The following is a 26,786-nucleotide window of genomic DNA, read 5'->3' as shown; positions in this document are numbered from 1 at the left end:
AAAGAAAAAGGTTAGCAATAACCCTATGGATTTGGATAGGAAGGAGGAAATATCATGAATATCCAGAAATTTACACAGAAATCAGTGGAAGCAATCAATGATTGTGAAAAATTAGCATATGAATACGGAAATCAGGAGATTGAGCAGGAACATCTCTTAGTCGCTCTGCTGCGTCAGGAAGACGGCCTGATCTTAAAGCTGATCGAGAAAATGGAGATCAACAAGGAATACTTTTTAAACAGTGCCGAGAGCAAGCTCGCGGAACGGGTAAAGGTATCCGGCGGACAGGTCTACATCGGACAGGATCTGAACAAGGTTTTGATCAGCGCGGAGGATGAGGCAAAGCGCATGGGCGATGAATACGTTTCCGTGGAGCATCTGTTCCTTACCTTATTGAAATATCCGAACAAGGCAATGAAAGAACTCTTTAAGGAGTTTGGCATTACCAAGGAGCGCTTTTTACAGGCACTTTCCACGGTTCGTGGCAACCAGCGTGTGACGTCCGACAACCCGGAGGCAACGTATGATACACTGGAAAAATACGGTTACGACATGGTGGAGCGCGCGAGAGACCAGAAGCTTGACCCGGTCATCGGCAGGGATTCCGAGATCCGGAATGTGGTTCGGATCCTTTCGAGAAAGACCAAGAACAATCCGGTTTTGATCGGTGAACCCGGTGTCGGTAAAACCGCAGTTGTAGAAGGACTTGCGCAGCGTATCGTAAGAGGCGATGTGCCGGAGGGTTTAAAGGACAAAAAACTGTTTGCGCTTGATATGGGCGCCTTAGTAGCCGGAGCGAAATACCGTGGTGAATTTGAGGAACGTTTAAAAGCGGTTCTTGATGAAATCAAAAAATCCGAGGGACAGATCATATTATTCATCGATGAGCTGCATACGATCGTGGGCGCCGGCAAGACAGATGGCGCGATGGATGCGGGACAGCTGTTAAAACCGATGCTTGCAAGAGGTGAACTGCATTGTATCGGCGCGACGACACTCGATGAGTACCGCGAATACATTGAAAAGGATGCGGCGCTCGAACGTCGTTTCCAGCCGGTCATGGTGGATGAGCCGACCGTTGAGGATACGATTTCGATCCTGCGTGGCTTAAAGGAGCGCTATGAAGTATTCCACGGAGTAAAGATCACAGACTCTGCGTTAGTATCCGCAGCAGTGCTCTCGAACCGTTATATTTCGGATCGTTTCCTGCCGGATAAAGCGATCGATCTTGTGGATGAGGCATGTGCGCTCATTAAGACGGAACTGGATTCCATGCCGACCGAACTTGATGAACTGCACCGCCGTGTGATGCAGATGGAGATCGAGGAGACGGCATTAAAGAAAGAAGAAGACCACTTAAGCAAAGAACGTCTGGAAAACCTGCAGAAAGAACTGGCGGATCTGCGTACCGAGTTTGATACCAAAAAGGCGCAGTGGGATAACGAAAAGAAGGCAGTCGAAAAAGTCCAGAAATTAAGAGAAGAACTGGAGGGACTGCGCAAGGAGATCGAGCAGGCAAAACAGAATTATGATTTAAATAAAGCGGCGGAATTACAGTACGGCAGACTGCCGCAGTTAGAGGAACAGCTTGCCATCGAGGAAGACAAGGTGAAAAACGAAGACCTCTCTCTGGTACATGAGAGTGTGACGGATGAGGAGATCGCGCGTATCATTTCCCGCTGGACAGGCATTCCGGTTGCAAAATTAAATGAGAGCGAGAGAAACAAGACCCTGCATCTCGATGAAGAACTGCACAAACGGGTCGTCGGACAGGATGAGGGCGTCACAAAAGTGACTGAGGCGATCATCCGTTCCAAAGCGGGCATCAAAGACCCGACCAAGCCGATCGGTTCGTTTCTGTTCCTCGGACCTACCGGTGTCGGAAAAACGGAGCTTGCCAAAGCACTGGCGGCGAGCCTGTTTGATGATGAGAGCAACATGGTACGTCTTGATATGAGTGAGTACATGGAGAAATATTCCGTGTCCCGTCTGATCGGAGCGCCTCCGGGATATGTAGGCTATGAAGAGGGCGGACAGCTCACCGAGGCAGTCAGAAGAAAACCGTACTCGGTCGTACTGTTTGATGAGGTGGAAAAAGCGCATCCGGATGTATTCAATATCCTGCTTCAGGTGCTGGATGACGGACGTATCACCGATTCCCAGGGCAGAACCGTGGACTTTAAGAACACGATCCTCATTATGACATCAAACCTTGGCTCCGCGCATCTGCTGGAGGGCATTGACGAAAACGGCAATATCAATCCGGAGTGCGAGGAAGCGGTTATGAATGAGCTGCGTGGTCATTTCAGACCGGAGTTTTTGAACCGTCTGGATGAGATCATCATGTTCAAGCCGCTCACCAAGGACAATATCGGAAATATCATCCACTTGCTGATGGATGACTTAAACCACAGACTCGAAGACAAGGAGATCTCCGTGGCACTTACGCCGGCGGCGGAAGAATATGTCGTGGCACACGGATATGATCCGACCTACGGCGCAAGACCGTTAAAGCGTTATCTGCAAAAGACCGTTGAGACACTCGCGGCAAAACTGATCCTCGCGGATGAAGTGAGAGCCGGGGATACGATTGCGATCGATGTGGTGGATGGTACCTTAAAGGCATCCGCAAAACAAAAGAACTAAGTGATAAATAAGAAAAATCCTGCATGGTGTACATTCCCTGTGTCATAAACTATTGAGACAGGGAAAGCAGGATTTTTTTTATGAAACGGGTTCGGATCGTGGTATTTTTTGACTGCGTTATGGCAGTATTTTTATTGTGTCTCGTCTTTCAGCAGCGTTTTTTAAACGCGGCGGTCGAGACCGGAAAGAGGAATGAGATGATACAGGAAGAGACAAAGCGGGTGGCGCTTACCTTTGATGACGGCCCAAATCCCGAATACACAGAAAAGCTGCTGGACGGATTAAAGGACCGGGAGGTAAAGGCCACCTTTTTTCTGCTTGGAAACCAGGTGGAATTATATCCGGATATTGTAAAGCGGATGCACGAGGAAGGGCATCTGATCGGCAATCATTCGTACGACCATGTGAATCTGGGCGCGCTGTGTGAATCGGAGGCGTGTACCCAGATAAAAAAGACGAATGACGCGATCTACAAAGTGACCGGCGAATATCCGGAATATCTGCGCCCACCGTTTGGAAGTGTGAAAAACAAACTGGACGAAGATATGAATATGATCGTGACACTCTGGGACATCGATACCAGGGACTGGGAAGTGCAGAATGTGGCAAGCATTGAGAGCAAGGTACTCGGGAAGGCAAAGGACGGCGAGATCATTTTAATGCATGATGCCTATGCGACCAGCGTGACGGCAGCCCTCGATCTGATCGATAAAATGAAACAGGACGGTTATGAATTTGTCACAGTCGATGAATTGATTTTTGAGTAAATATCGTCATATTGGAGAAAATATAATTTTCTATTGTAATGAGAAATAAAGTGTCGTATCTTAATGTGAGTGATATTTTTTTGACCATAGTGTCAGCGGGAAGCAGACACATGTACGCATAAGAGGGAAAATATGGACTTGTTCGATTACATGAGAGAGCAGAATATGGAAAAAGAGGCACCGCTCGCGAGCCGTTTACGGCCGACGACCTTAGATGAGGTTGTCGGACAGCAGCATATCATAGGAAAAGATAAGCTGCTCTACCGCGCGATCAAGGCGGACAAATTAAGCTCGATTATTTTTTACGGACCTCCGGGAACCGGAAAGACAACGCTTGCGAAGGTGATCGCCCATACGACCAGCGCGGATTTCATGCAGATCAATGCGACCAGCGCCGGGAAAAAGGATATGGAGGATGTGATCGAAAAGGCGAAGAACAATCAGGGAATGTACGGGAAAAAGACGATCCTGTTCATCGATGAGATCCACCGGTTCAACAAGGGACAGCAGGATTATCTGCTTCCGTATGTGGAGGACGGCACGATCATTCTGATCGGAGCCACCACGGAGAATCCGTATTTTGAGGTAAACGGGGCGCTTTTGTCCCGCTCGGTGATCTTTGAGCTGCGCGCACTTGGAAAAGAAGATATCAAGACATTGCTTTGCCGTGCCGTTTCGGACAGAGAAAAAGGCATGGGGGCGTACAACGCGAAAATGGATGATGACGCACTGGAATTTTTGGCGGACGTGGCAAACGGGGATGCGCGTGCGGCGCTTACTGCCATTGAGCTTGGAATTCTGACGACAGAGCGGAGTGCGGACGGGATCATCCATATCACATTGGAGGTCGCCCAGGAATGCATCCAGAAACGGGTGGTGCGTTACGATAAGAGCGGGGATAACCACTATGATACGATTTCCGCGTTTATCAAGAGTATGCGTGGTTCAGACCCGGATGCGGCGCTTTATTATCTCGCGCGGATGCTTTACGCGGGAGAGGATATCCGCTTTATCTCGCGCAGGATCATGATCTGTGCGGCGGAGGATGTTGGAATGGCAGATCCGAACGCGCTTACAGTCGCGGCGGCTGCTGCAACAGCAGTCGAACGCATCGGAATGCCGGAGGCACGCATCATATTAGCGGAGGCAGTCACCTATGTGGCGAGCGCGCCAAAGAGCAATGCATCGTATATGGCAGTGGATGAGGCGCTTTCCTATATTAAGAGCCATAAAACCGGAGCGATTCCGGTTCATTTACAGGATTCCCACTACAAATCAGCGGGAAAACTGGGACATGGCGTGGGATACAAATATGCCCATTCTTATCCGAGCCATTATGTAAACCAGCAATATCTGCCGGATGGCATGGAGGATGTGACATTTTATCATCCAACGGACATCGGGTATGAAAAAGATATAAAAGCTCATTTAAAGATGCTTCGGGAATCAGCCGGATCATCCGAACAGAACTAACAGAGTGTGAAGCACGAGGAGGATTCAATTATGCAGTCATATCAGGAAATGACAAAAGAGGAATTATGTAAGGAAAAAGAAAGCCTTGAGGCGGCCTACAAGGAGTGGCAGAAGAGAGGACTTTCTCTTAACATGGCAAGAGGAAAACCATCGGAGGAACAGTTGGATCTCACGATGCCGATGATGGATGTGTTAAACAGCAGTGCGGATCTGCACAGCGAGGATGGAACTGACTGCAGAAATTATGGCGGAATGGATGGAATCCCGGAAGCAAAACGTTTTATGGCAGGCATGATGGGCGTGAACCCGGAAAATGTTCTGGTTTATGGAAATGCCAGCTTAAATATCATGTATGATACCGTTTCCCGCTCCATGACCCATGGTGTGATGGGAAGCACACCGTGGTGTAAACTGGACAAAGTCAAATTCCTCTGTCCGGTACCTGGATATGACAGACATTTTAAAGTAACGGAGTTCTTTGGCATCGAAATGATCAATATTCCGATGACAGCGGAAGGACCGGATATGGATCTGGTAGAGCAATACGTTTCCGAAGACGCGGCGGTAAAGGGAATCTGGTGTGTACCAAAATACTCCAATCCGCAGGGAATCTCCTATTCGGATGAAGTGGTAAAGAGATTCGCGGCATTAAAACCGGCGGCAGAAGATTTCCGTATCTTCTGGGACAACGCTTATGTGGTACATCATTTATATGAAGATGACCAGGATGAGATCCTTGATATTTTAAGTGAGTGCGAAAAAGCAGGAAATCCGGATATGGTCTACGAATTCTGCTCCACATCAAAGATCAGCTTCGCGGGCGGCGGTGTTGCGGCACTTGCGGCATCCAAAGCAAACCTTGAGTTTATCAAAAAGCAGTTTACCGTACAGACCATCGGTTATGACAAGGTAAACCAGCTCCGTCATGTGCGCTACTTCAAAGACATGGATGGCGTGAAAAAGCAGATGATGAAACAGGCAGCGATCATGCGTCCGAAGTTCGAGATGGTAGAAAAGGTACTTTCCGAGGAACTGGGCGGACTGGAAATCGGTTCCTGGATCAACCCGAAGGGCGGATACTTTATCTGTTTTGAATCCTTAGAGGGCTGTGCGAAGTCTATCGTCGCAAAGGCAAAAGAAGCCGGCGTGACCCTGACCGGAGCCGGAGCGCCGTTCCCATACGGAAAAGATCCGAAAGACTCTGTGATCCGTATCGCTCCGTCTTTCCCGACCATGGAAGACTTAAAGATGGCAGCGGAGATCTTTGTGGTATGTGTCAAACTTGCGAGCGTGGAAAAATTACTGGAAACAAAATAAAGAAAAGAGAGGGTGCCGCGCGGCATCCTCTTTTTGGCACGTTATGGGAGCGGGATTTCGTCAGTAAATCCCGCTTTGTATCTTAAAGGAGATTGGAATGGAAAAAAATAAAAATCTGGGTATTCTGTTTATTGTGCTCTCCGCGTTTTCATTTGCATGGATGAGCACGTTTGTGCGTCTTGCGGGAGATCTCCCTTCTGTGGAGAAGAGCTTTTTCCGTAACCTTGTGGCGGTGGGCGTGGCGGCATTTACAATGACCCGCTCCAAAGAAAAGATCGTGATGGGAAAGGGCAATCTGAAATTTCTGATCCTGCGCGCGCTGTTTGGAACGATCGGAATTTTGGGAAACTTTTACGCGATCGACCATCTGGTGCTTTCAGACGCGAATATGTTAAATAAGATGTCACCGTTTTTTGTCATCCTCTTTTCCTATCTGATCTTAAAAGAGGATCTGACACTGGTGCAGGGAATCTGCGTGGCTGGCGCGTTTATCGGCAGTCTGTTTATCATAAAACCGACTTTCGCGAATGCAAACCTCGTTGCGTCCCTTGCCGGTCTTTGCGGAGGGGTCGCGGCAGGAGCGGCTTACAGCATGGTGCGTGTCTTGGGACAGCGCAAGTGCAGCGGGTCACTCATCATCTTTTTCTTTTCCGCGTTTTCCTGCCTTACAACATTACCGCTCATGATCCTTAATTTTGAGCCGATAAGCGCAATGCAGCTTTTATATCTCCTGCTTGCGGGAGCAGCCGCGACCAGCGGACAGTTCTGTATCACGGCAGCCTACTTTCATGCGCCGGCGCGGGAAATATCGGTCTACGACTATTCACAGATCATATTTACCGCGATCATCGGATTCTTCCTGTTTGGCCAGGTGCCGGATGCGTACAGCATCTTTGGCTATGTGGTGATCCTTGCGATGGCAGTGGTGATGTTTTTATATAATAACGGGAAATTGGGGAAAAAGAAGGAAAATGCCTAGTTTTCCATAAATTTTTTCCGGTATTCCCTTGGCGTCATGCCAAAACGTTTTTTGAACATCCGGTTAAAATAAGAAAGATTGTCAAACCCGGATTCCGCGGCGATATCGAGGATCGAGGATTCCGAAGAGACAAGCAGTCTCGATACCATGGTGAGCCGGTAGTCATTGAGGTAATCAATGAAAGAGGTTCCCATGGTATTTTTAAAGAATTTCATAAAATGCGACTGGCTCAGTCCCGCTTCTTTTGCCATATCGGCGATCGAAATCTTTTCCATATAATTATTTTCTACATATTTAATAATGAGTTTCATTTTCTCCAGAGACTTCCGGTTCTTGAGCGGAGCCTCGGCGGTGCAGCACTGGGAAAACAGAATGTGGAACATCAAAAAAAGCTGCGCCTTGATGGCAAGCTCATAGGCCTTTGGATAGGTCTTACAGACCTCATCCGCACCGTCCACGCAGGCAGCGATCGGCGCATAATAGGGGTGATCCGGCTCAAAGAGCGTAGGAATGGACAGCCTGCCATCCAAAAGCGGCTGGAAATAATCACTTGAACAGGCATCCGTCTGTTTGGAGATCAGAATATCGAGCTTGAAAATGATGTTTTCATATTCCATGCTTTCGAGTTCGTACTGTTCGATCGAGTGGAGCTGCCCCGGAATGATAAAAAGGATGCTTCCGGCGGAGACGACATACTGTTTTAAATCTACCGTGATGAGCCCCCGTCCCTTCTTAATATAGATGATCTCCATCTCGTCATGCCAGTGAACCGGCACCGAGGCAAAATCAAGCGGGATCGAGCAGGGGTAGGTGGTATATGGAAACGCGACGTCCCCGTGCGATTTCTTTTCCTGATAATTTTCATATTCGAGAATGTTCATATAATATAGTATCCTCCTGAAAAGTAAATTTTTTACGCAGTCTAAAACGATGATTTCCGGTTGGTGAGATGACATTTTTCCGGCAGAACGTGTGGCAGATGGGGAGACAAGTCCGGAGTATTTTTCGTCCTGGCGGATGCCGGGGCGGGAAAATGCTCCGCCGCAGTCTGCCCCCTGCCACACCCTGGCGGCTGAAAATTTAAAACTCACCAGATGATAGTATTGTACCACTTTTAAATGCGATATTACAAGAAAAAGCATGTGGACGGCGTTATAATCATTTCAGAATCAAACAAGAGAGTAATAGCAAACAGACAATATAGAACAATGGAGGGCAATGATGAATTTATCAGAGATCGTATCAAACAGATACCACAAAGGAATTGGAGACTGCTCCAATGAAGAACTTTACTACGCACTGCTTGAAATGACAAAGAACATGGCAGCTGCAAAAGAAAGCAACGAAGGAAAGAGAAAATTATATTACATTTCCGCAGAGTTCCTGATCGGTAAATTATTATCCAACAACCTGATCAACCTCGGCGTATATGAAGAAGTAAAAAAGACACTTGCAGACAACGGCAAGAGCCTTGCGGAAGTAGAAGAAGTTGAGCCGGAACCGTCACTCGGAAACGGCGGACTCGGACGTCTCGCAGCATGCTTCCTCGATTCCATCGCAAGCCTTGGCTTAAACGGCGACGGTGTCGGATTAAATTACCATTACGGACTGTTCAAGCAGGTATTTGAAAACAATCTGCAGAACGAAACAAAGAATCCGTGGATTGAAAAAGAGAGTTGGCTGAAGAAAACAGATGTTACCTATCCGATCCAGTTCGGTGGTTTCACTCTGACATCCAGACTGTATGATATCGATGTAGTCGGATACAACAACCGTACAACCAAGCTTCACTTATTCGATGTTGAGACCGTAGATGAGAGCATCGTAGGTGACGGAATCGATTTCGATAAAGAAGATATCGCAAAGAACCTGACATTATTCTTATATCCGGATGACAGCGATGACAAGGGACGTCTGCTCCGTGTATATCAGCAGTATTTCATGGTAAGCAACGGCGCAAGACTGATCTTAGACGAAGCTGTTGCAAGAGGATGCAACCTGCATGACCTTGCGGATTACGCAGTCGTACAGATCAACGATACCCATCCGACCATGGTGATCCCGGAACTGATCCGTCTTTTGATGGAACGCGGCATCGAGATGGACGAAGCGATCGATATCGTATCCAAGACCTGCGCATACACAAACCACACTATCCTTGCGGAAGCATTGGAAAAATGGCCGATCGGTTACATGGAAAAAGCAGTTCCGCAGTTAATGCCGATCATTTACGAACTGAACAACCGTGTAAACAAGAAATTCCGTGACAAATCCGTTGCGATCATCAAAGACGGCTGTGTACACATGGCACACATCGATATCCATTATGGATTCTCCGTAAACGGTGTTGCGTACCTGCATACAGAGATCTTAAAGAACAGCGAATTAAATAACTTCTACAAGATCTATCCGGAGAAGTTCAACAACAAGACAAACGGAATCACATTCCGCCGCTGGCTGTTACACAGCAATCCGGAACTGACAGCACTGATCGAGTCCCTGATCGGACCGAAGTTCAAAGAAGACGCGATGGAACTTGAAAAACTCGGTGCTTACGTTGATGATGACGCGGTTCTTGACAAGCTGCTTGCAGTAAAGATGGGCAACAAAGTAAGATTAAAGAATTACTTAAAGAAGACACAGAACATCGATATCGATGAAAATTCTGTTTTCGATATTCAGATCAAGAGACTGCATGAGTACAAACGTCAGCAGATGAATGCACTCTATGTGATCAATAAATATTTCGAGATCAAAGAAGGCAAGAAACCGGCAAGACCGATCACAGTGATCTTCGGCGCGAAAGCAGCTCCGGCTTATGTGATCGCAAAAGATATCATTCATCTGATCCTCTGCTTACAGCAGATCATCGACAATGATCCGGAAGTAAGCCCGTACTTAAAAGTTGTTATGGTAGAAAACTACAATGTAACACTGGCTGAAAAACTGATCCCGGCAGCAGATATCCATGAGCAGATCTCACTTGCTTCCAAAGAAGCATCCGGTACCTCCAACATGAAATTCATGTTAAACGGTGCGCTTGCGATCGGAACCATGGATGGTGCAAACGTGGAAATGCATCAGTTTGTCGGAGATGACAATATCTATATCTTTGGTGAATCTTCCGAGGATGTCATCAGACATTACGAGAAAGCGGATTATGTATCCAGAGATTACTATAACTCCGATGAAAAGATCAGACGCGCGATCGACTTTATCGTGAGCGATACCTTAAAGAGTGTCGGAAACGCAGAGAACTTAGAGCGTCTTTACAACGAGCTGTTAAACAAAGACTGGTTTATGACATTACCGGATTTCGAAAGCTACCGTGAGACCAGAGACCGTATGCTTGGTGATTATGAAGACAGAAAAGCATGGGCAAAGAAGACACTCATCAACATCAGCAAGGCAGGATTCTTCTCTTCTGACAGAACGATCGAAGAATACAACAAAGACATCTGGAAATTAAACTAATATTTGTAATATACTCCAAACTACTTAAAAGCAAAAAGGGAATCACTGAAAGGTGGTTTCCTTTTTGTTTGTGATTTGCTATAATAAGCGAAGTAATCGGAGGCATAAAAAGACAATGAAATTGCAAAAAATAAAGATAGATGGCATGCTAGCTGCGGGGATCCTCCTCGCGGGAATGGCTGCCGGCTGCGGAAACAGCAAAAATAAGGAAGATCAGGAGGCATACCGCCAGATCGGGATCAACAATTTAGAGCAGGGCAAGTATGACGATGCAGTCGATGCGTTCCAGAAGGCGCTGGATCAGTCGCTTGCGACGATCGGCGCGGAGGAACTCGATATCTGCTATTACAAGGCACAGGCGCAGTATATGGCAGGAGACACCAAGGGAGCGCTTGAGACGTATACGGCGCTGATCGACTATGACAAAAAGAACGCGGACGCGTATTATCTCCGTGGCAGTTTATACCTGTTGGAAGGCGAGGATAAAAAGGCGCTTGCGGATTACGCGTCAGCAGTGGAAAATGATGATGCCAATTATGATTTATATATCCAGGCATATTCGGATCTGACGGATGCGGGATTTTCCGATGAGGCAAAGCAGTATCTGGAGGACGCGGTGCAGGTGTCCGGGAAAGATGCGCAGGATTATGCGATGCGTGGAAAGGCGTATGCGCTGCTCGGCGAATATGACAAGGCGGCGGAGCAGCTGGACAAAGCGGTGGAATTAAAAAGTGATGACGCGATCCTCTACCGTGCGCAGGTCTATGAGGCAGCCGGAGATTCGGATAAAGCCCAGTCCCTTTACGAGGAATATGTAAAAACAAATGAGGATAACCCGGCGGCGCTCGGCAGTCTCGGCAGTATGCTGTTAGAGGCTGGAAAATATGAGGATGCCTTAAATTACATCCAGACAGCGCTCGCGTCAGAGGATGTGGAAGATGAGCAGAACCTGCGCAGGAACGAAATACTGGCGTACGAATATAAAGGTGATTTTGCTTCGGCAAAAGAAAAAATGGCATCTTATGTGGAGGATTATCCGGAGGATGAGACCGCAGCGCGCGAGTACCAGTTTTTGCAGACCAGATAGCAGATAAGAGAGGTATATATGGTAGAAACGGAAGTACAAAAAGAACGTGTGATCTTAGTCGGTGTGAGTGAACAGGATGGAGACGACACCAAAGATTCCTTGGAGGAGTTAAAAGAACTGGTCGCCACGGCGGGTGCAGTGACCGAGGGCATGGTCATCCAGAACCGTGAGAGGATTCATCCGGGCACTTATGTCGGAACCGGAAAAGTGTCGGAGATCAAAGAGATGCTCGCCACGACCGGGGCGACCGGAATCGTGTGCGATGATGAGCTTTCTCCGGCACAGATGAAAAATCTGGAGGATCTTTTGGATACCAAGGTCATGGACCGCACGCTTGTGATCTTAGACATTTTCGCGGCGCACGCGTCAACCAGTGAGGGAAAGATCCAGGTTGAACTCGCACAGCTCCGTTACAGCATGACGCGGCTTGCCGGATTCGGGCGTTCCATGTCAAGACTGGGCGGAGGGATCGGTACAAGAGGACCCGGAGAAAAGAAATTAGAGATGGATAAGCGTATCATCCGCACCAGGATCTCACAGCTGAAGCGGGAACTCGCGGAAGTAAAAAAGCACCGCGAGGTCGCGAGAGGGCAGCGGATGCGCAATCATGTCCCGGTTGCGGCGATCGTGGGTTATACCAATGCCGGAAAATCCACGCTTTTAAACCACCTGACTCATGCGGGTGTTCTTGAGGAGGATAAGCTTTTCGCAACGCTCGATCCGACGACCAGACAGCTTGAACTTCCGGGAAAACAGCAGATTCTTCTGACAGATACGGTCGGTTTTATCCGAAAACTGCCGCATCACCTGATCGAGGCGTTTAAAAGTACCCTGGAGGAGGCAAAGTACGCGGATTTTATCATTCATGTGGTGGATGCGTCCAATCCGCAGGCGGACAAGCAGATGTATATTGTATACAACACGCTGCGAGAGCTGGATATCCGGGATAAAAAGATCGTTACGCTGTTCAATAAAATGGACCGCCCGGAAGCAGACAGGGAACTGCGGGATTTCCGTGCGGATCATACCGCACGGATCTCGGCGAGAAATGACAGGGATCTGGAAACGGTAAAAGAACTGTTAGCACAGGTTTTGCGGGAAAACAAGACTTATATGGAGCATGTATTTTCCTATGAAGACGCCGGAAAGATCCAGGTGATCCGCAGGCAGGGAGAACTGCTGAGCGAGGAATATACACCGGAGGGCATTTTTGTGAAGGCGTATATCCCTGCGGAAGTTTATGACAGACTTGGAATCTGAACGTAAGGGGTCGATTGCAAAGGAAAATTTTGTATGATAGAATAAAAGAAATCATGTTGACTGTTGACGGAATGCACGAAGCGGAAGGGAAGAGAAGATGACATTACTGATTAAAAACGGAAGAGTGATCGATCCGGCGACCAGAACGGATAAGCAGATGGATATCCTCGTGGAAGACGACAGGATCGCAAAACGCGCGGAAAAGATCGACACAAAAGCAGATAAGACCATAAACGCGAAGGGCTGTTATGTTATGCCCGGATTTATTGATATGCATGTGCATTTAAGGGATCCGGGACAGGAAGAAAAAGAAACCGTTGTGACCGGAAGCCGGGCGGCGGCGCGCGGAGGATTCACCACGATCCTTGCAATGCCGAACACAAAGCCGGTAGTGGATAACGCGGATGTTGTAAATTATGTCCACAACAAAGCAAAGAATTTGGGACTGGTGCATGTGCTGCAGATCGGAGCAGTCACCAGGGGACAGAAAGGCGAGGAGCTTGCGGCAATCGAAGAAATGGCGGCGGCGGGAAGCCCTGCGATCAGTGAAGACGGAAAGTCTGTCATGAACGCAAAGCTTTTGCGCGACGCGATGAAGATCACGCAGAAACTGGATATACCGGTGTTATCACATTGTGAGGACAAAAATCTCGTGGATGGCGGCGTGGTCAATGCGGATGCCAACGCGAAGAGAGAAGGGCTGCGCGGGATTACCAATTCCGTGGAGGATGTGATCATTGCCCGTGATATCATGATCGCGAAGGATACCGGCGCGGCACTGCATCTGTGCCACTGCTCGACAAAGAGCAGCGTTATGATGGTGCAGATGGCAAAAGAGCAGGGCGTGCGCGTGACGGCTGAGGTATGCCCGCATCATTTCACACTGACCTCGGATGATATGATCCCGAAGGACACCAACTACAAAATGAACCCGCCGCTCCGGACAAAAGAAGATGTCGAGGAATTAAAACGCGGCTTAAAAGAGGATATCATGGATGTGATCGCTACCGATCACGCACCGCATACGGCAGATGAGAAAAACAACAGCATGGAGAAGGCACCGTTTGGTATCGTAGGACTTGAGACGGCGGCGGCACTCACCCATACGGAGCTGGTTTTAAAAGACTATCTGACGCCGATGCAGATGGCGGAAAAAATGAGCTGCAATCCGGCAAAGATCTTAGGACTTGACGCAGGAAGCTTAGAAGAAGGAAAGCCGGCAGACATTGTGATCTTTGACCCGAAAAAGACCTATAAGATCGATAAGAATAAATTCTGGTCAAAGGGCAGAAACACACCGTTTGACGGAAGAGAAGTGACCGGAGCCGTGCTTACGACCATTGTGGAAGGCAAGATCGCTTACGATATCAAGATGGATCACGAGATCACAAAATAAATTGAAGACGGAGTACAATCATGATAAATAAATTAGTAGAAAAAATCAAACAGACCAAAGCACCGATCGTAGTCGGACTTGACCCGATGCTTTCCTATGTACCGGAACATATCACAAAAAAGGCATATGCGGAGTATGGAGAAACCTTAAAGGGAGCGGCAGAAGCGATCTGGCTTTACAACAGAGAACTGATCGACCATATCCATGACCTGATCCCGGCGGTGAAGCCGCAGATCGCCATGTATGAACAGTTTGGCGTGGAAGGACTCATCACGTTCCAGAAGACGGTGGATTATTGTCATGAAAAGAATCTGATCGTGATCGGTGATGTGAAAAGAGGCGATATCGGCTCGACTTCAGCGGCATACGCGACCGCGCACCTTGGAAAAGTACAGGTGGGCGCAAAAAAGATCCCGGCGTTCAATGAGGATTTCGCGACGGTAAATCCGTATCTTGGTTCAGACGGTATCACACCGTTTCTGGATGTATGCAAAGAGGAGAAAAAAGGTCTCTTTATCCTAGTAAAGACATCAAATCCATCCAGTGGAGAATTCCAGGATCAGATGATCGGGGAGAAACATCTCTATGAAATGGTCGGCGAGCGTGTCGCAGAGTGGGGCAGCGAACTGATGGGAGATTCCTACAGCTATGTCGGAGCCGTGGTCGGAGCTACTTATCCGGAGCAGGGAAAACTGCTCCGCAAGGTGATGCCGAAAAGCTTTATCCTTGTGCCCGGATATGGCGCACAGGGCGGAAAGGGCGAAGATCTGGTTCATTTCTTTGACGAGGACGGACTTGGCGCGATCGTAAATTCCTCCAGAGGCATCATCACTGCATACAAAAACGAAGCGTACGCGTCTTACGGAGCAGAGCATTTCGGTGAGGCGGCAAGAGCAGCTGTCCTTGACATGATCGCGGATATCAACGGCGCGCTTGAGAGGAGATAATCATGGCGGAAAAAGCAAAAGAAACAGCAATTATCATAGATCAGAAAGAACTTCTGCCGGGCATTTTCGATATGTGGCTCCGGACGGAAAAGATCGCGAAAGAGGCGAAGGCGGGACAGTTTGTGTCCGTATACTGTCATGACGGCAGCCGCATCCTGCCACGGCCGATCAGTATCTGTGAGATCGATAAGGAAGACGGGGCAATCCGTCTGGTATACCGTGTTGCCGGAAAAGGAACCGAAGAATTTTCCAAAATGCGCACCGGCATGCACTTGCAGCTGGTAGGGCCGCTTGGCAACGGATTTCCGAAGAAAGAAAAAAAAGCGTTTTTGATCGGCGGAGGAATCGGAATTCCGCCGATGTTGGAGCTCGCAAAAGAATTAAACTGTGAAAAACAGATCATTCTGGGCTTCCGTGATGAAATGTTTCTGATGGATGATCTGAAGAAACAGGGCAGTGTCTATGTGGCAACCGAGGACGGCAGTGCGGGAACAGAGGGAAATGTGTTAGACGCAATCCGTGAAAACGGACTGGATGCGGACATCATCTATGCCTGCGGACCGCTTCCGATGCTCCGGGCGATCAAAGAATACGCGGCAGAAAAACAGATCGAGTGCTGGATCTCCATGGAAGAACGCATGGCGTGCGGCATTGGAGCCTGTCTTGCCTGTGTATGCAAATCGAAAGAGCGCGATGAGCATTCCAACGTAAAGAACAAGAGAATATGCAAAGAAGGCCCGGTATTCCGTGCGGAGGAGGTAGAATTCTAATGAATTGCAGTGTAGATCTGGCAGGTGTTACCTTAAAAAATCCGGTCATGACCGCTTCCGGTACGTTCGGTTCCGGTCAGGAATTTTCGGAGTTTGTAGATTTAAATCAGCTTGGCGCGGTTGTGACAAAGGGCGTCGCGAATATCCCGTGGGCGGGAAATTCGACACCCCGTGTGGCGGAAGTCTATGGCGGTATGTTAAACGCGGTCGGACTTCAGAATCCGGGGATCGATCTTTTTATTGAGCGTGATATTCCGTTTCTCAAAAAATATGATACGAAGATCATTGTGAATGTCTGTGGAAAAACAACCGAAGATTATCTTGAAGTTGTGGAAAGACTGGCGGACCAGCCGGTCGATATGCTTGAGATCAACATTTCCTGCCCGAATGTAAAAGAGGGAGGCATCGCGTTTGGACAGGATCCAAAGGCGGTGGAGGCGATCACAAAGGCAGTGAAGGCAAAGGCAAAACAGCCGGTGATCATGAAATTGAGCCCGAACGTCACCGATATCACCGAGATGGCAAGAGCGGCAGAAGCGGGCGGCGCGGATGTCCTTTCCCTGATCAATACGCTCACCGGAATGAAGATCGATATTGAAAGACAGTGTTTTGTACTCGCAAACCGCACCGGTGGAATGTCCGGTCCGGCGATCCATCCGATCGCGGTGCGCATGGTCTATCAGACTGCGCAGGCAGTAAAGATACCGATCATCGGCATGGGCGGCATTATGACGGCAGAGGACGCGATCGAGATGATACTTGCGGGTGCAACAGCGGTATCGGTCGGAACCGCCAATTTCACCAACCCGTCGGTTACGATGGAGATCGCAGATGGAATCAAAAATTATATGGAATGCCACCAGGTGGCGGATATCCGGGAGCTGGTAGGAGCAGTACACGACAGATTTTAGGATCTGCCGTGTCACCGGAAAGAAAAATATGGAGGTCTTTGGAAGAATGGAAAATTATAAATCAGAGTTTATTGAATTTATGGTAGAAAGTGATGTATTAAAGTTCGGAGATTTTACGTTAAAGAGCGGAAGAAAATCTCCGTTTTTCATGAATGCGGGCGCATATGTGACCGGTACCCAGTTAAAGAGACTGGGCGAGTACTACGCAAAGGCGATCCACGCAAATTACGGGGATGATTTCGACGTGTTGTTCGGACCGGCTTACAAGGGGATCCCGATCTCTGTTGTGACCGCAATCGCATTCAGCGAACTTTACGGAAAGGAAGTGCGTTACTGCTCTGACCGCAAGGAGATCAAAGATCACGGGGCGGACAAGGGTGGTTTCCTTGGAAGTACATTAAAAGACGGAGACCGCGTGGTCATGATCGAGGATGTCACAACTTCCGGAAAATCCATGGAGGAGACCGTGCCGAAGGTAAGGGGAGCCGCAGACGTGGAGATCGTAGGACTGATGGTATCCTTAAACCGTATGGAAGTAGGACTTGGCGGCAAAAAGAGCGCACTGGATGAGATCCGAGAGAAATATGGTTTTGCGGCAAATGCCATTGTCACGATGGAAGAAGTGGTAGAGCATCTTTACAACCGTACCTGCGGAGGCAGAGTTGTGATCGATGATGAAATAAAAGCGGCGATCGATAAATATTATGAGCAGTATGGCGTAAAATAGAATAGTGCAGATAATAGTTTAAGAGGTCGGAATATTGAGAAATAAAAAGGAAGAGCATCGGCTTGTACTGGCGTGGACACTTTTTATTGTTTATATGGTTTTCCTCATGTATTTTCTGTTTTTCGCGGAGATCATGGGGAGAACTTATATTGACAGGGATTACCATTATAATCTGACTCCGTTCCGGGAGATCAGACGTTTTATTGTATACCGGAGAACACTCGGATGGTTCGCGGTTCTTTCCAATCTGCTTGGAAATGTGCTGGCGTTTGTCCCGTTTGGCATGATCTTGCCTATGCTGACCCCAAAATGCCGGAACTTTTTTCACATTGTTCTGCTGGGGGTTGACTTCAGTCTGTTTGTAGAGACGATACAGCTGATATCAAAGGTCGGAAGCTTTGATGTGGACGATCTGATCTTAAATACGCTTGGAGCTGCGCTCGGATATCTGGTCTACAGACTGATCCGGCGATACTTTAGGAGAAAACACGATGACAGGAAAGAGAAAACACTATAAATTTACAAAACGCAAAAAGTCGGTGCGCGGAAGCCTGGCACTCATACTTGCCGTGGGAGCGATCCTCATTTTTGCGGTGACGGTGATGGAGTCCTTTCACAAAGGCGGAAATGGCAGCGTGTACCTTGGCAGTGCGGGAGTGCTGTCCTTATTGATCTCGGTGTGCGCGCTGATACTCGCCATACTCGCGGTAAAAGAAGAAGACACGTTTAAGACGGTGCCGTACATCAGTCTGGTGTGCAGTGTGCTCATAACCGGAGTCTGGGCAGCGATCTACGCAGCCGGATTTTTATTGTAAAGTTGTAGTTTCAGATAGTAAAGGAAATGGTTAAGCCAATGAGTTATCAGGATATTTACAGAGAAAAAAACGAAGAAGTGGCAGAGCGCTGCGAGCTTGTGATGAACCGCATTGCGGAAATAGAAAAAGAAGAGGCGGCCGGTGAGCCGTATATTTCTTACTTTAAAAAAGTAAGCCGGTTTATTCTGTTAAACCGGGAGATTTTAAAAAAAGAAGAAAGCGGGGAGTTAGATCACCGCAGTCTTGCCGAGTGCGAGGAGTGGAATGAAAAACTCTATGAGGACATCCTGCCGGAGCATTACGAAGCAAGTTATGCCAATCCGGCGTACGCGGTAAAAACGCTCGGAGAAACATTTGGCGGGATTTTGAGCTTTTTATATGCAGAGATCCGCGCGATGATCCCTTACGCGTTTGAGGGAAGAAAATATAACATTACGATCTTGGCGGAACTGTTTTGCGAGGTATATGGCTGCTTTACGGACGAAGAAGGCGTATCAGAAAAAACGGTGGAGCAGGCAGTTTACTGGTTTTTCCACGATTACAGCGAAGTCTTTACCGAGGAGAGCGTGCAGGGCATGGTAGATCCGGATCTCGACTTTTTTACCCGGATTATCATGGAAAAAGATTTAAACGATCTGACCTACCTGTACCGCTACGGCGCGTATATCACAAAGGATGAGCTTGGCATAGCATCTTATTTGAACCAGATGGAGGAAAGTAAGATCCAGGCGATGGCGGATACTTACACGGAAGGCTACCGCATTGGATTTGTCCTTGGCGGAAAAGATCTTTCCATCAAGGATACGGTGTGCGTGGAATATCCGATCGGATTTGAACGCATGGTGCGCGCGGCGATCCGCAATTTCGAGAAGATGGATTTAAAACCGACGATCTACCGCGAAGCCGTGTCATCCTTTACCAACCATGGCAACAGCAAACGTGGCTGCTATTCGGTTTCACCCAATAAACAGTATGATTATGACCACAAGTCAGACCGCGCGTTTTATCTGGACAAGGCGTTTGTGGAGCGCAGGCTTGAAACGTTAAAGACGGCATACGAGGCGCATAAGGAGCAGGCATACGGTCATGCGGGACCGGCGGTCATCGAGGTGTTCGGTGAGGCGCCGTTTGCTCCGGTCAATAAAAAAGAGGCAAAGCAGTATTCGGAAAAACAGAATCAGCTCAATGTCTATCATGCTTCCCAGTCCGGGCAGATCACAAACCAGTATATTAAGGGCGAGGAGCGCAGCTTTACGATCATTGCGTACCCGATCCCGTCGATCGGGGATAAATTTAAAGAGATCTTTGCCGAGACGGTAAAGATCAATACATTAGATTACAAGCTGTATCAGGAGATGCAGCAGAAGATCATCGATGTCTTAAACACCGGCGTGAAAGCGCATGTGAAGGGAAAAGAGGGCGTAAACAATACAGACCTTACCGTGTCACTGTATCCGTTAAAAGATCCGGACAAAGAGGCGATCTTTGAAAACTGCGTGGCAGACGTCAATATCCCGGTCGGTGAGGTGTTCACCTCTCCGGTATTACAGGGGACAGACGGTGTGCTCCATGTGACCAAAGTTTACTTAAACGGTCTGCAGTATAAGGATCTTACGATCACATTCAAAGACGGAATGATTCAGGAATATGGCTGCGCGAATTTTGCGGATGAAGCGGAAAACAAAGCGTATGTACATGAAAATGTGCTGATGCATCATGAGACACTGCCGATCGGGGAATTCGCGATCGGAACAAATACAACGGCATATCGTATGGCGAGAGATTACCAGATCGAAGATACACTGCCGATTCTGATCGCGGAAAAGACAGGGCCGCATTTCGCGGTGGGAGACACCTGTTACTCCCATGCGGAGGACACACCGGTCTTTAATCCGGACGGAAAAGAGATCGTGGCAAGAGACAATGAGGTTTCGATCTTAAGAAAAGAAGATCCGGCGAAGGCTTACTTTAACTGCCATACCGATATCACGATCCCGTATGATGAACTCGGCACGATCACGGTGATCCGCGCGGATGGAAGCACGGCAGACATTATTCGTGACGGACGTTTCGTGGTTCCGGGAACCGAAAAGCTCAACGAGCCGCTGTAAGATCTTATAAGAAAATCTTATAAAATACAGTAATATTATTAATTGGATTTCTAAGATAAAAGCAGTTACAATAAGGGCAGATCATAATACGAACAGAGACGAAGGAGAATGAATCATGGCAAAAGTAGGAATCGTAATGGGAAGCGACTCGGATATGCCGGTTATGGCAAAAGCCGCTGATATCTTAGAACAGCTTGGAATCGACTATGAGATGACGATCATCTCAGCGCACAGAGAGCCGGACGTATTTTTTGAGTACGCGAAGACCGCAGAGGAAAAAGGATTTAAGGTCATCATCGCGGGAGCGGGAATGGCAGCACATCTTCCGGGTATGTGCGCGGCGATCTTCCCGATGCCGGTCATCGGTATCCCGATGCATACCACCTCACTTGGCGGACGCGATTCCTTATATTCGATCGTTCAGATGCCATCCGGTATCCCGGTTGCGACCGTAGCGATCAACGGCGGCGCAAACGCGGGTCTTCTGGCAGCAAAGATCCTCGCAACATCGGATGCGGCACTGCTTCAGAAATTAAAGGATTACGCAAAAGAATTAAAAGAGCAGGTGCAGGCAAAGGACGCGAAACTGCAGGAAGTCGGCTACAAGAACTATACAAAATAAAACAAAAGACGGATCAGAAGGATACTTTCATCGGAGGTATCCTTCTTTTACAATATTATAAGTAAAAAGAAATAGTGATAACGGATTGATTAGAAAAACTAATAAGACATATAATAATATATAATTGGAAATCTTTAGGGTTTCAAGTTACAATGAGATTATGACAAATGAAATAGCAAAGTAAACAGGAGGAAAGAAAATGGATTACAAGAACGCAGGTGTTGATATCGAAGCTGGTTACAAATCTGTAGAGTTAATGAAAAAATATGTACAGGGTACCATGCGCCCGGAGGTACTTACCAACCTCGGCGGATTTTCCGGTGCTTTTTCCATAGACGCATTTAAAAACATGGAGAAACCGACGTTAGTTTCCGGTACAGACGGCGTGGGAACCAAACTGAAATTGGCTTTCATCATGGATAAGCATGATACGATCGGTATCGACTGTGTAGCCATGTGTGTCAATGATATTGCCTGCGCAGGCGGTGAACCATTATTTTTCTTAGACTATATTGCATGTGGAAAGAATATTCCGGAAAAGATCGCTGACATCGTAAGCGGCGTCGCAGAAGGCTGCAAGCAGTCATCCGCAGCGCTCATCGGCGGTGAGACCGCAGAACATCCGGGACTTATGCCGGAAGACGAATATGATCTTGCTGGATTTGCAGTTGGTGTCGTAGACGAAAAGGACATCATCACCGGAAAAGAATTAAAGGCAGGGGATGTTCTGATCGGTATGGCATCTTCCGGCGTACATTCCAACGGATTCTCCCTGGTGCGCAAGATCTTTAAAATGGATGCGGAGACCTTAAACGAATATCACGAGGAACTTGGCACAACACTCGGAGACGCGCTGCTCGCACCGACCAGAATCTATGTGAAAGCACTGCGCTCCATCAAAGAAGCGGGTGTCCGCGTGAAAGCATGCAGCCATATCACAGGCGGTGGTTTCTATGAGAACGTTCCGAGAATGCTTCCGGAAGGAAAACGCGCAGTGATCGAGAAGGCAAGCTATCCGATCCCGCCGATCTTTACCATGATGGCAAGAGAAGGAAACGTAGATGAAAAGATGATGTACAATACCTACAATATGGGACTTGGTATGGTACTTGCGGTAGATCCGGCCGATGTCGATAAGACTATGGACGCGATCCGTGCGGCAGGAGACACACCGTATGTAGTAGGAAAGATCGAAAACGGAGAAAAGGGAGTAACCTTATGCTAAAAGTTGCGGTACTGGTTTCCGGTGGCGGAACCAATCTTCAGGCGATCTTAGACGCCATCGACAACGGAACGATCACAAACGCGGAAGTTTCTGTCGTGATCAGTAACAACCGGGACGCATACGCCTTGGAGCGCGCGAGAAAGCATAATATCGAGGCGGTCTGCGTATCACCCAAGGATTACCCGGATCGCGCGGCGTTCAATCAGGCATTCTTAAAAAAACTGGATTCCTATGCGGTAGATCTTGTGGTGCTTGCCGGATTCCTCGTTGTGATCCCGGAAATGATGATAAAAAAATACGAAAACCGGATCATAAATATCCATCCATCCTTGATCCCGTCTTTTTGTGGAACGGGTTATTATGGATTGAAGGTACACGAGGGCGCGCTTTCGCGTGGTGTAAAAATAACCGGAGCCACCGTGCATTTTGTGGATGAGGGAACGGATACGGGTCCGATCATTTTACAGAAAGCGGTAGCCGTTGAGGAGGGGGACACCCCGGAGATCTTGCAGCGCCGTGTTATGGAACAGGCGGAGTGGAAGATCATGCCGCAGGCGATCGACCTCATCGCGAATGGAAGAGTGACAGTAGAAAACGGAAAAGTACATATAAAATAAATGACTCAGGCAGCAATGGAAGGAGAAACAGATATGAAAGTATTGGTAGTCGGCAGCGGCGGCAGAGAACATGCCATTGTGACCAGCGTGGCAAAGAGCCCGCGTGTGGATAAGATATACTGCGCACCCGGAAATGCGGGAATTGCAGCACTTGCAGAGTGTGTTCCGATCGGAGCCATGGAATTTGACAAACTGGTTGCGTTCGCGAAAGAAAAAGAAATTGACTTTACGATCATTGGGATGGATGATCCGCTTGTTGGAGGAATCGTGGATGTCTTTGAGGCGGAGGGACTGCGCGTATTCGGACCGAAGAAGAATGCGGCGATCTTGGAGGGCTCCAAGGCATTTTCCAAAGATCTGATGAAAAAATACAATATCCCGACAGCGGCATATGAGAATTTTACAGACCCGAAAGCGGCGATCGCGTACCTCGAGCAGGCAAAATTCCCGATCGTTTTAAAGGCAGACGGTCTGGCGCTCGGAAAAGGTGTTTTGATCTGCGAAAACCTGGATGAAGCGAAAGCCGGTGTCAAGGAGATCATGGAAGACAAGAAATTCGGCGCGTCCGGTAACACGATGGTCATTGAAGAGTTCATGACCGGACGTGAAGTGTCCGTACTCTCTTTTGTAGACGGAAAAACGATCAAGATCATGTCCTCCGCGCAGGATCACAAGCGCGCGAAAGACGGGGATCAGGGCTTGAATACCGGAGGAATGGGTAACTTTTCCCCGAGTCCGTTCTATACAGAAGAAGTGGACAATTTCTGCAAAAAATACATTTACCAGGCAACGGTCGATGCCATGGCAAAAGAAGGCAGACCGTTTACCGGTGTCATCTTCTTTGGACTGATGCTCACAGAGGACGGACCAAAGGTATTAGAGTACAATGCGCGTTTTGGCGATCCGGAGGCACAGGTTGTGCTGCCACGCATGAAAAATGACATCATTGACGTGATGGAAGCCTGCGTGGACGGAAAGCTCGATACGGTCGATCTGCAGTTTGAGGACAACGCAGCGGTCTGCGTGGTACTTGCGTCAGACGGATATCCGGTATCCTACGAAAAAGGATTTGAGATCAAAGGACTGGAAAACTTTGACGGAAAAGACGGTTATTACTGTTTCCATGCCGGAACCAAATTTGATGAAAACGGAAAGATCGTCACAAACGGCGGACGTGTGCTCGGCGTGACGGCAAAGGGCGCCACCTTAAAAGAGGCGAGAGCCAATGCCTATGCTGCCACAGAGTGGGTGGATTTCGCGAACAAGTATATGCGCCATGACATCGGAAAAGCGATCGATGAAGTGAAATAATCCATAAAAAGGACAAGATTTAAAAAAGCAGCGGAGGATCGAAAAAAATCCGCTGCTTTTTTTATTTTTTTTGAAACCTTTCCGAAAGTCAGGTAGTATTATAGGTGATTGCAATCACGGGAATGTTGTTATGAAAAATTAGAAAGCTATAAAAATAGGACTGTGCATACGCATGCTTATGCCTTCTCATGCAGACTGTCCGGCGGATACGTCATCGCCGGACCATCTTAAAAAGCATGGGAAGAGAAAAACAGTAAGGGAGAATGAGATGAAGAAAAAAAGAATCATGGCACTGCTTTTATGTCTGGGAGTAGTTGCTTCCGGTTGTGGCAGAATAGATCAAAAAGCGTCCGTGCAGAAAACAGGGCATGGATTTCAGGGACTGGAAAAACAGGAAACAAGTGAAGACGCGCCGGATGTCTCCGCGATCGCGGGAGGAGACGCGAAAGAGGTACTTATGGTCTACATGGTCGGTTCCAATCTGGAATCCGATTCCGGACTTGCGAGTGCCGATATTGAAGAGATGCAGCAATGCGGTTTTGATGATGATGATTTAAAAGTTTTAATATGCACCGGTGGAACGGATTCCTGGTGGAACCCGGATATTCCGGATGGTGAGTGCGCGATATTTGAACTGACAGAGGATGGACTCGATCAGGTGGCATCCCTTGGGGATCGGGATATGGCAGATCCGCAGACACTTTCCGGCTTTGTGGATTTTGCTTACCAGTCTTATTCGGTGGATGATTACAGCATGGTGCTGTGGAATCATGGCGGTGGAGCGATCCTCGGTTACGGCGCGGATGAAAACTATGGCTACGACGCACTGTCGATGCGGGAGTTAGACGAAGCGCTCGGCAGTACCGACATGGCAGCGGACGGACAGAAATTTGAGTGGATCGGATTTGATGCCTGCCTGATGGGAATGATCGAGGTGGCGGATGTACTTTCCGACTATTCGGATTACATGATCGCGTCGGAGGAGATGGAAGCCGGAGACGGATGGGATTACTCGTTCCTGCGCCAGATGACGGATTATGGATATTATGAAGGAAGAGATGCCGCAAGCTGCGTATTAGACGCGTACAGCAGCTATTATGAGGATAATTACCGCTATGTGCCGGATTACACGCTCTCCTGCATGGATCTTACCAAGACGGATGCGGTAAAAGAAAAACTGGATGCATTTGTCCTGTCGGCGAAACAGGAATTAAAAGACGGCGGATATTCAAAGATCGCAAAGATCAGGGATCAGGCAAAATCATTTGGTAAAGTAAGTGAAGATACGTTTTACGATACCGTGGATCTCTATGATCTGTCCGATAAAATGGAGACGTTGTACCCGGAAGAATCCGCGGAACTGAAAGCGGCGATCGATGACTGTGTGGTGGAACAGGTGTCCAATGTCCCGATGACACACGGAATGGCGATCTACTTTCCGTATGAGAACAAAGACTATGTAGACGAGTGGCTGGATATTTATGGAGACATTGGATTCAGTGACAATTACATCGGATTTGTGAGAAACTTTACGGCAACACTTTCCGGTGACCCGATCACGGACTGGCATGTGGAAGATACTGCGCCGGAAGAGGATGTTACAGCTCCGGGCGAGTACTATGTACAGCTGCGGGAAGATCAGGTCGAGAATCTTGGTCATGCGGACTATCAGCTGTGGATGGAAGACGATGGCTATGAGGGAACCTACATCCTGTGGATGTTATCCAGCGATGTTTCCCTGTCGGATGATGATAAGCTCTATACTAACTTTGATGGAAAACGCTTTTTCTTAAATGATGCCGAGGGCGGCTCGGTCGCCTGCTGCGCGCTTGAGATTGAGAGCGGCGAGGACTATAAAAAATATGAGATCCCGCTGATGCTCTGGAGAAAAGATGCCGATCTTCCGGAGAATGTTTATGCGCATGTGCGTGTGGACGCGGAGCATCCGGACGGAGAAGTGATCGGATTTTACAGTGAGATCGATACGGATTCCACATTGTTCCCGCAGAAAAACCAGGTCGTATTAAATGAAGGAGATGGCGTGTGTCCGTATCTGTTCGCAAGAGAGATCCAGTTCAACGAAGACGGAAGTGTAACACCGTTCTCCGAGTGGGAACCAAACTCCGGAACCGGAGCATGGATCACGTTATCCGATGACTATGATATCTCCATGCAGGAGCCGGACGAAGTAAGCAATTACTGCTGTCTGTTCCGTATTACGGATACGCAGGGCAATCAGTATTACACGAATCCGGTTTACATTGAGAAATAAAATTGCTTTTGCATATATGGTTATGTTAAGATAAATATGTCTGCCGTCCGGCAGGCATA

The 26,786-nt window shown here is 48.1% G+C and carries 22 protein-coding genes; 21 read left to right on the top strand and 1 reads right to left on the bottom strand.

The features are described from left to right. Positions 1-54: 54 nt before the first annotated feature. The 5 genes from clpB (at position 55) to H8Z76_RS10945 (ending at position 7,182) form a co-directional block, all read left to right on the top strand. Entirely contained in the window at positions 55-2,646 is a 2,592-nt protein-coding gene (gene clpB / locus H8Z76_RS10965) for an ATP-dependent chaperone ClpB (RefSeq protein ID WP_147618911.1), read from the top strand. An 80-nt stretch (positions 2,647-2,726) separates the two neighbouring features. Continuing rightward, complete coding sequence (locus tag H8Z76_RS10960) at positions 2,727-3,413, top strand: polysaccharide deacetylase family protein (protein ID WP_022514989.1); 687 nt, start codon at positions 2,727-2,729, stop codon at positions 3,411-3,413. A 132-nt stretch (positions 3,414-3,545) separates the two neighbouring features. Next, a complete protein-coding gene (locus H8Z76_RS10955) occupies positions 3,546-4,886 on the top strand; it encodes a replication-associated recombination protein A (RefSeq protein WP_186982498.1) in 1,341 nt (446 codons plus the stop codon). Between the two features lie 30 nt (positions 4,887-4,916). After that, the gene (locus tag H8Z76_RS10950) at positions 4,917-6,203 is read left to right on the top strand and encodes a PLP-dependent aminotransferase family protein (protein WP_022514986.1); all 1,287 of its coding nucleotides are present in this window, start codon (positions 4,917-4,919) and stop codon (positions 6,201-6,203) included. A gap of 97 nt (positions 6,204-6,300) precedes the next feature. Next, complete coding sequence (locus H8Z76_RS10945) at positions 6,301-7,182, top strand: DMT family transporter (RefSeq protein ID WP_186982497.1); 882 nt, start codon at positions 6,301-6,303, stop codon at positions 7,180-7,182. Here H8Z76_RS10945 and H8Z76_RS10940 read toward each other — a convergent pair. Beyond that, a complete protein-coding gene (locus H8Z76_RS10940; RefSeq protein ID WP_147618907.1) occupies positions 7,179-8,063 on the bottom strand; it encodes an AraC family transcriptional regulator in 885 nt (294 codons plus the stop codon). The genes H8Z76_RS10945 and H8Z76_RS10940 overlap by 4 nt on opposite strands. Before the next feature lie 340 nt (positions 8,064-8,403). On the opposite strand from H8Z76_RS10940, the gene H8Z76_RS10935 reads away from it, so the two are divergent. From H8Z76_RS10935 to H8Z76_RS10860, 16 genes are all read left to right on the top strand, one after another. Further along, complete coding sequence (locus tag H8Z76_RS10935) at positions 8,404-10,656, top strand: glycogen/starch/alpha-glucan phosphorylase (protein ID WP_022514983.1); 2,253 nt, start codon at positions 8,404-8,406, stop codon at positions 10,654-10,656. Positions 10,657-10,771: 115 nt separating this feature from the next. Then, positions 10,772-11,743: a tetratricopeptide repeat protein gene (locus tag H8Z76_RS10930; RefSeq protein ID WP_022514982.1), complete on the top strand. Its 972-nt coding sequence runs from the start codon at positions 10,772-10,774 to the stop codon at positions 11,741-11,743. Positions 11,744-11,761: 18 nt separating this feature from the next. Then, on the top strand, positions 11,762-13,003 hold the full coding sequence (gene hflX, locus H8Z76_RS10925; RefSeq protein WP_147618905.1) for a GTPase HflX: 1,242 nt from the start codon (positions 11,762-11,764) through the stop codon (positions 13,001-13,003). A 97-nt stretch (positions 13,004-13,100) separates the two neighbouring features. Further along, positions 13,101-14,399: a dihydroorotase gene (locus H8Z76_RS10920; protein WP_022514513.1), complete on the top strand. Its 1,299-nt coding sequence runs from the start codon at positions 13,101-13,103 to the stop codon at positions 14,397-14,399. A gap of 20 nt (positions 14,400-14,419) precedes the next feature. After that, a complete protein-coding gene (gene pyrF, locus H8Z76_RS10915; RefSeq protein ID WP_186982496.1) occupies positions 14,420-15,346 on the top strand; it encodes an orotidine-5'-phosphate decarboxylase in 927 nt (308 codons plus the stop codon). Between the two features lie 2 nt (positions 15,347-15,348). Further along, positions 15,349-16,116 carry a dihydroorotate dehydrogenase electron transfer subunit gene (locus H8Z76_RS10910; protein WP_186982495.1) on the top strand — a complete coding sequence of 256 codons (768 nt, stop codon included), beginning with the start codon at positions 15,349-15,351 and terminating at the stop codon, positions 16,114-16,116. Continuing rightward, a complete protein-coding gene (locus H8Z76_RS10905; protein ID WP_186982494.1) occupies positions 16,116-17,027 on the top strand; it encodes a dihydroorotate dehydrogenase in 912 nt (303 codons plus the stop codon). The genes H8Z76_RS10910 and H8Z76_RS10905 overlap by 1 nt, the downstream gene beginning before the upstream one ends. Positions 17,028-17,073: 46 nt before the next feature. After that, a complete protein-coding gene (gene pyrE / locus H8Z76_RS10900; protein WP_022516360.1) occupies positions 17,074-17,754 on the top strand; it encodes an orotate phosphoribosyltransferase in 681 nt (226 codons plus the stop codon). Positions 17,755-17,788: 34 nt separating this feature from the next. Beyond that, the gene (locus H8Z76_RS10895) at positions 17,789-18,271 is read left to right on the top strand and encodes a VanZ family protein (RefSeq protein WP_243240535.1); all 483 of its coding nucleotides are present in this window, start codon (positions 17,789-17,791) and stop codon (positions 18,269-18,271) included. Next, positions 18,246-18,569 (top strand): DUF6142 family protein, encoded by a 324-nt coding sequence (locus H8Z76_RS10890; protein WP_022516358.1) that lies wholly within the window; start codon positions 18,246-18,248, stop codon positions 18,567-18,569. Before H8Z76_RS10895 ends, H8Z76_RS10890 begins: the two co-directional genes overlap by 26 nt. A gap of 38 nt (positions 18,570-18,607) precedes the next feature. Beyond that, positions 18,608-20,680, top strand: a complete 2,073-nt coding sequence (locus H8Z76_RS10885) for an aminopeptidase (RefSeq protein WP_186982493.1) — start codon at positions 18,608-18,610, stop codon at positions 20,678-20,680. 115 nt (positions 20,681-20,795) lie between these two features. Next, positions 20,796-21,302: a 5-(carboxyamino)imidazole ribonucleotide mutase gene (gene purE, locus H8Z76_RS10880; RefSeq protein WP_147618900.1), complete on the top strand. Its 507-nt coding sequence runs from the start codon at positions 20,796-20,798 to the stop codon at positions 21,300-21,302. Between the two features lie 199 nt (positions 21,303-21,501). After that, on the top strand, positions 21,502-22,527 hold the full coding sequence (gene purM, locus H8Z76_RS10875; RefSeq protein WP_186982492.1) for a phosphoribosylformylglycinamidine cyclo-ligase: 1,026 nt from the start codon (positions 21,502-21,504) through the stop codon (positions 22,525-22,527). Continuing rightward, a complete protein-coding gene (gene purN, locus H8Z76_RS10870) occupies positions 22,521-23,144 on the top strand; it encodes a phosphoribosylglycinamide formyltransferase (protein ID WP_186982491.1) in 624 nt (207 codons plus the stop codon). The genes purM and purN overlap by 7 nt, the downstream gene beginning before the upstream one ends. A 33-nt stretch (positions 23,145-23,177) precedes the next feature. Continuing rightward, positions 23,178-24,455 (top strand): phosphoribosylamine--glycine ligase, encoded by a 1,278-nt coding sequence (gene purD, locus H8Z76_RS10865; RefSeq protein WP_186982490.1) that lies wholly within the window; start codon positions 23,178-23,180, stop codon positions 24,453-24,455. Between the two features lie 268 nt (positions 24,456-24,723). Further along, positions 24,724-26,727, top strand: a complete 2,004-nt coding sequence (locus tag H8Z76_RS10860) for a clostripain-related cysteine peptidase (protein ID WP_186982489.1) — start codon at positions 24,724-24,726, stop codon at positions 26,725-26,727. Positions 26,728-26,786 lie beyond the last annotated feature (59 nt).

The organism is Roseburia yibonii (genome assembly GCF_014297335.1).
GTDB classification, from domain to species: Bacteria; Bacillota; Clostridia; order Lachnospirales; family Lachnospiraceae; genus Roseburia_D; species Roseburia_D yibonii.
Note: the sequence above shows the minus strand (reverse complement) of the source record. Positions and strands in the feature narration are given on the sequence as shown.

Bases quoted from the DNA above. Each gene is read 5' to 3' on its own strand.
- H8Z76_RS10920 (WP_022514513.1), top strand. From the start codon at position 13,101: ATGACATTACTGATTAAAAACGGAAGAGTGATCGATCCGGCGACCAGA.
- purE (WP_147618900.1), top strand. From the start codon at position 20,796: ATGGCAAAAGTAGGAATCGTAATGGGAAGCGACTCGGATATGCCGGTT.
- pyrE (WP_022516360.1), top strand. From the start codon at position 17,074: ATGGAAAATTATAAATCAGAGTTTATTGAATTTATGGTAGAAAGTGAT.
- H8Z76_RS10940 (WP_147618907.1), bottom strand. From the start codon at position 8,063: ATGAACATTCTCGAATATGAAAATTATCAGGAAAAGAAATCGCACGGG.
- H8Z76_RS10860 (WP_186982489.1), top strand. From the start codon at position 24,724: ATGAAGAAAAAAAGAATCATGGCACTGCTTTTATGTCTGGGAGTAGTT.
- purN (WP_186982491.1), top strand. From the start codon at position 22,521: ATGCTAAAAGTTGCGGTACTGGTTTCCGGTGGCGGAACCAATCTTCAG.
- H8Z76_RS10945 (WP_186982497.1), top strand. From the start codon at position 6,301: ATGGAAAAAAATAAAAATCTGGGTATTCTGTTTATTGTGCTCTCCGCG.
- H8Z76_RS10960 (WP_022514989.1), top strand. From the start codon at position 2,727: ATGAAACGGGTTCGGATCGTGGTATTTTTTGACTGCGTTATGGCAGTA.
- purD (WP_186982490.1), top strand. From the start codon at position 23,178: ATGAAAGTATTGGTAGTCGGCAGCGGCGGCAGAGAACATGCCATTGTG.
- H8Z76_RS10950 (WP_022514986.1), top strand. From the start codon at position 4,917: ATGCAGTCATATCAGGAAATGACAAAAGAGGAATTATGTAAGGAAAAA.
- purM (WP_186982492.1), top strand. From the start codon at position 21,502: ATGGATTACAAGAACGCAGGTGTTGATATCGAAGCTGGTTACAAATCT.
- H8Z76_RS10890 (WP_022516358.1), top strand. From the start codon at position 18,246: ATGACAGGAAAGAGAAAACACTATAAATTTACAAAACGCAAAAAGTCG.
- hflX (WP_147618905.1), top strand. From the start codon at position 11,762: ATGGTAGAAACGGAAGTACAAAAAGAACGTGTGATCTTAGTCGGTGTG.
- H8Z76_RS10905 (WP_186982494.1), top strand. From the start codon at position 16,116: ATGAATTGCAGTGTAGATCTGGCAGGTGTTACCTTAAAAAATCCGGTC.
- H8Z76_RS10930 (WP_022514982.1), top strand. From the start codon at position 10,772: ATGAAATTGCAAAAAATAAAGATAGATGGCATGCTAGCTGCGGGGATC.
- H8Z76_RS10885 (WP_186982493.1), top strand. From the start codon at position 18,608: ATGAGTTATCAGGATATTTACAGAGAAAAAAACGAAGAAGTGGCAGAG.
- H8Z76_RS10935 (WP_022514983.1), top strand. From the start codon at position 8,404: ATGAATTTATCAGAGATCGTATCAAACAGATACCACAAAGGAATTGGA.
- clpB (WP_147618911.1), top strand. From the start codon at position 55: ATGAATATCCAGAAATTTACACAGAAATCAGTGGAAGCAATCAATGAT.
- H8Z76_RS10910 (WP_186982495.1), top strand. From the start codon at position 15,349: ATGGCGGAAAAAGCAAAAGAAACAGCAATTATCATAGATCAGAAAGAA.
- H8Z76_RS10955 (WP_186982498.1), top strand. From the start codon at position 3,546: ATGGACTTGTTCGATTACATGAGAGAGCAGAATATGGAAAAAGAGGCA.
- pyrF (WP_186982496.1), top strand. From the start codon at position 14,420: ATGATAAATAAATTAGTAGAAAAAATCAAACAGACCAAAGCACCGATC.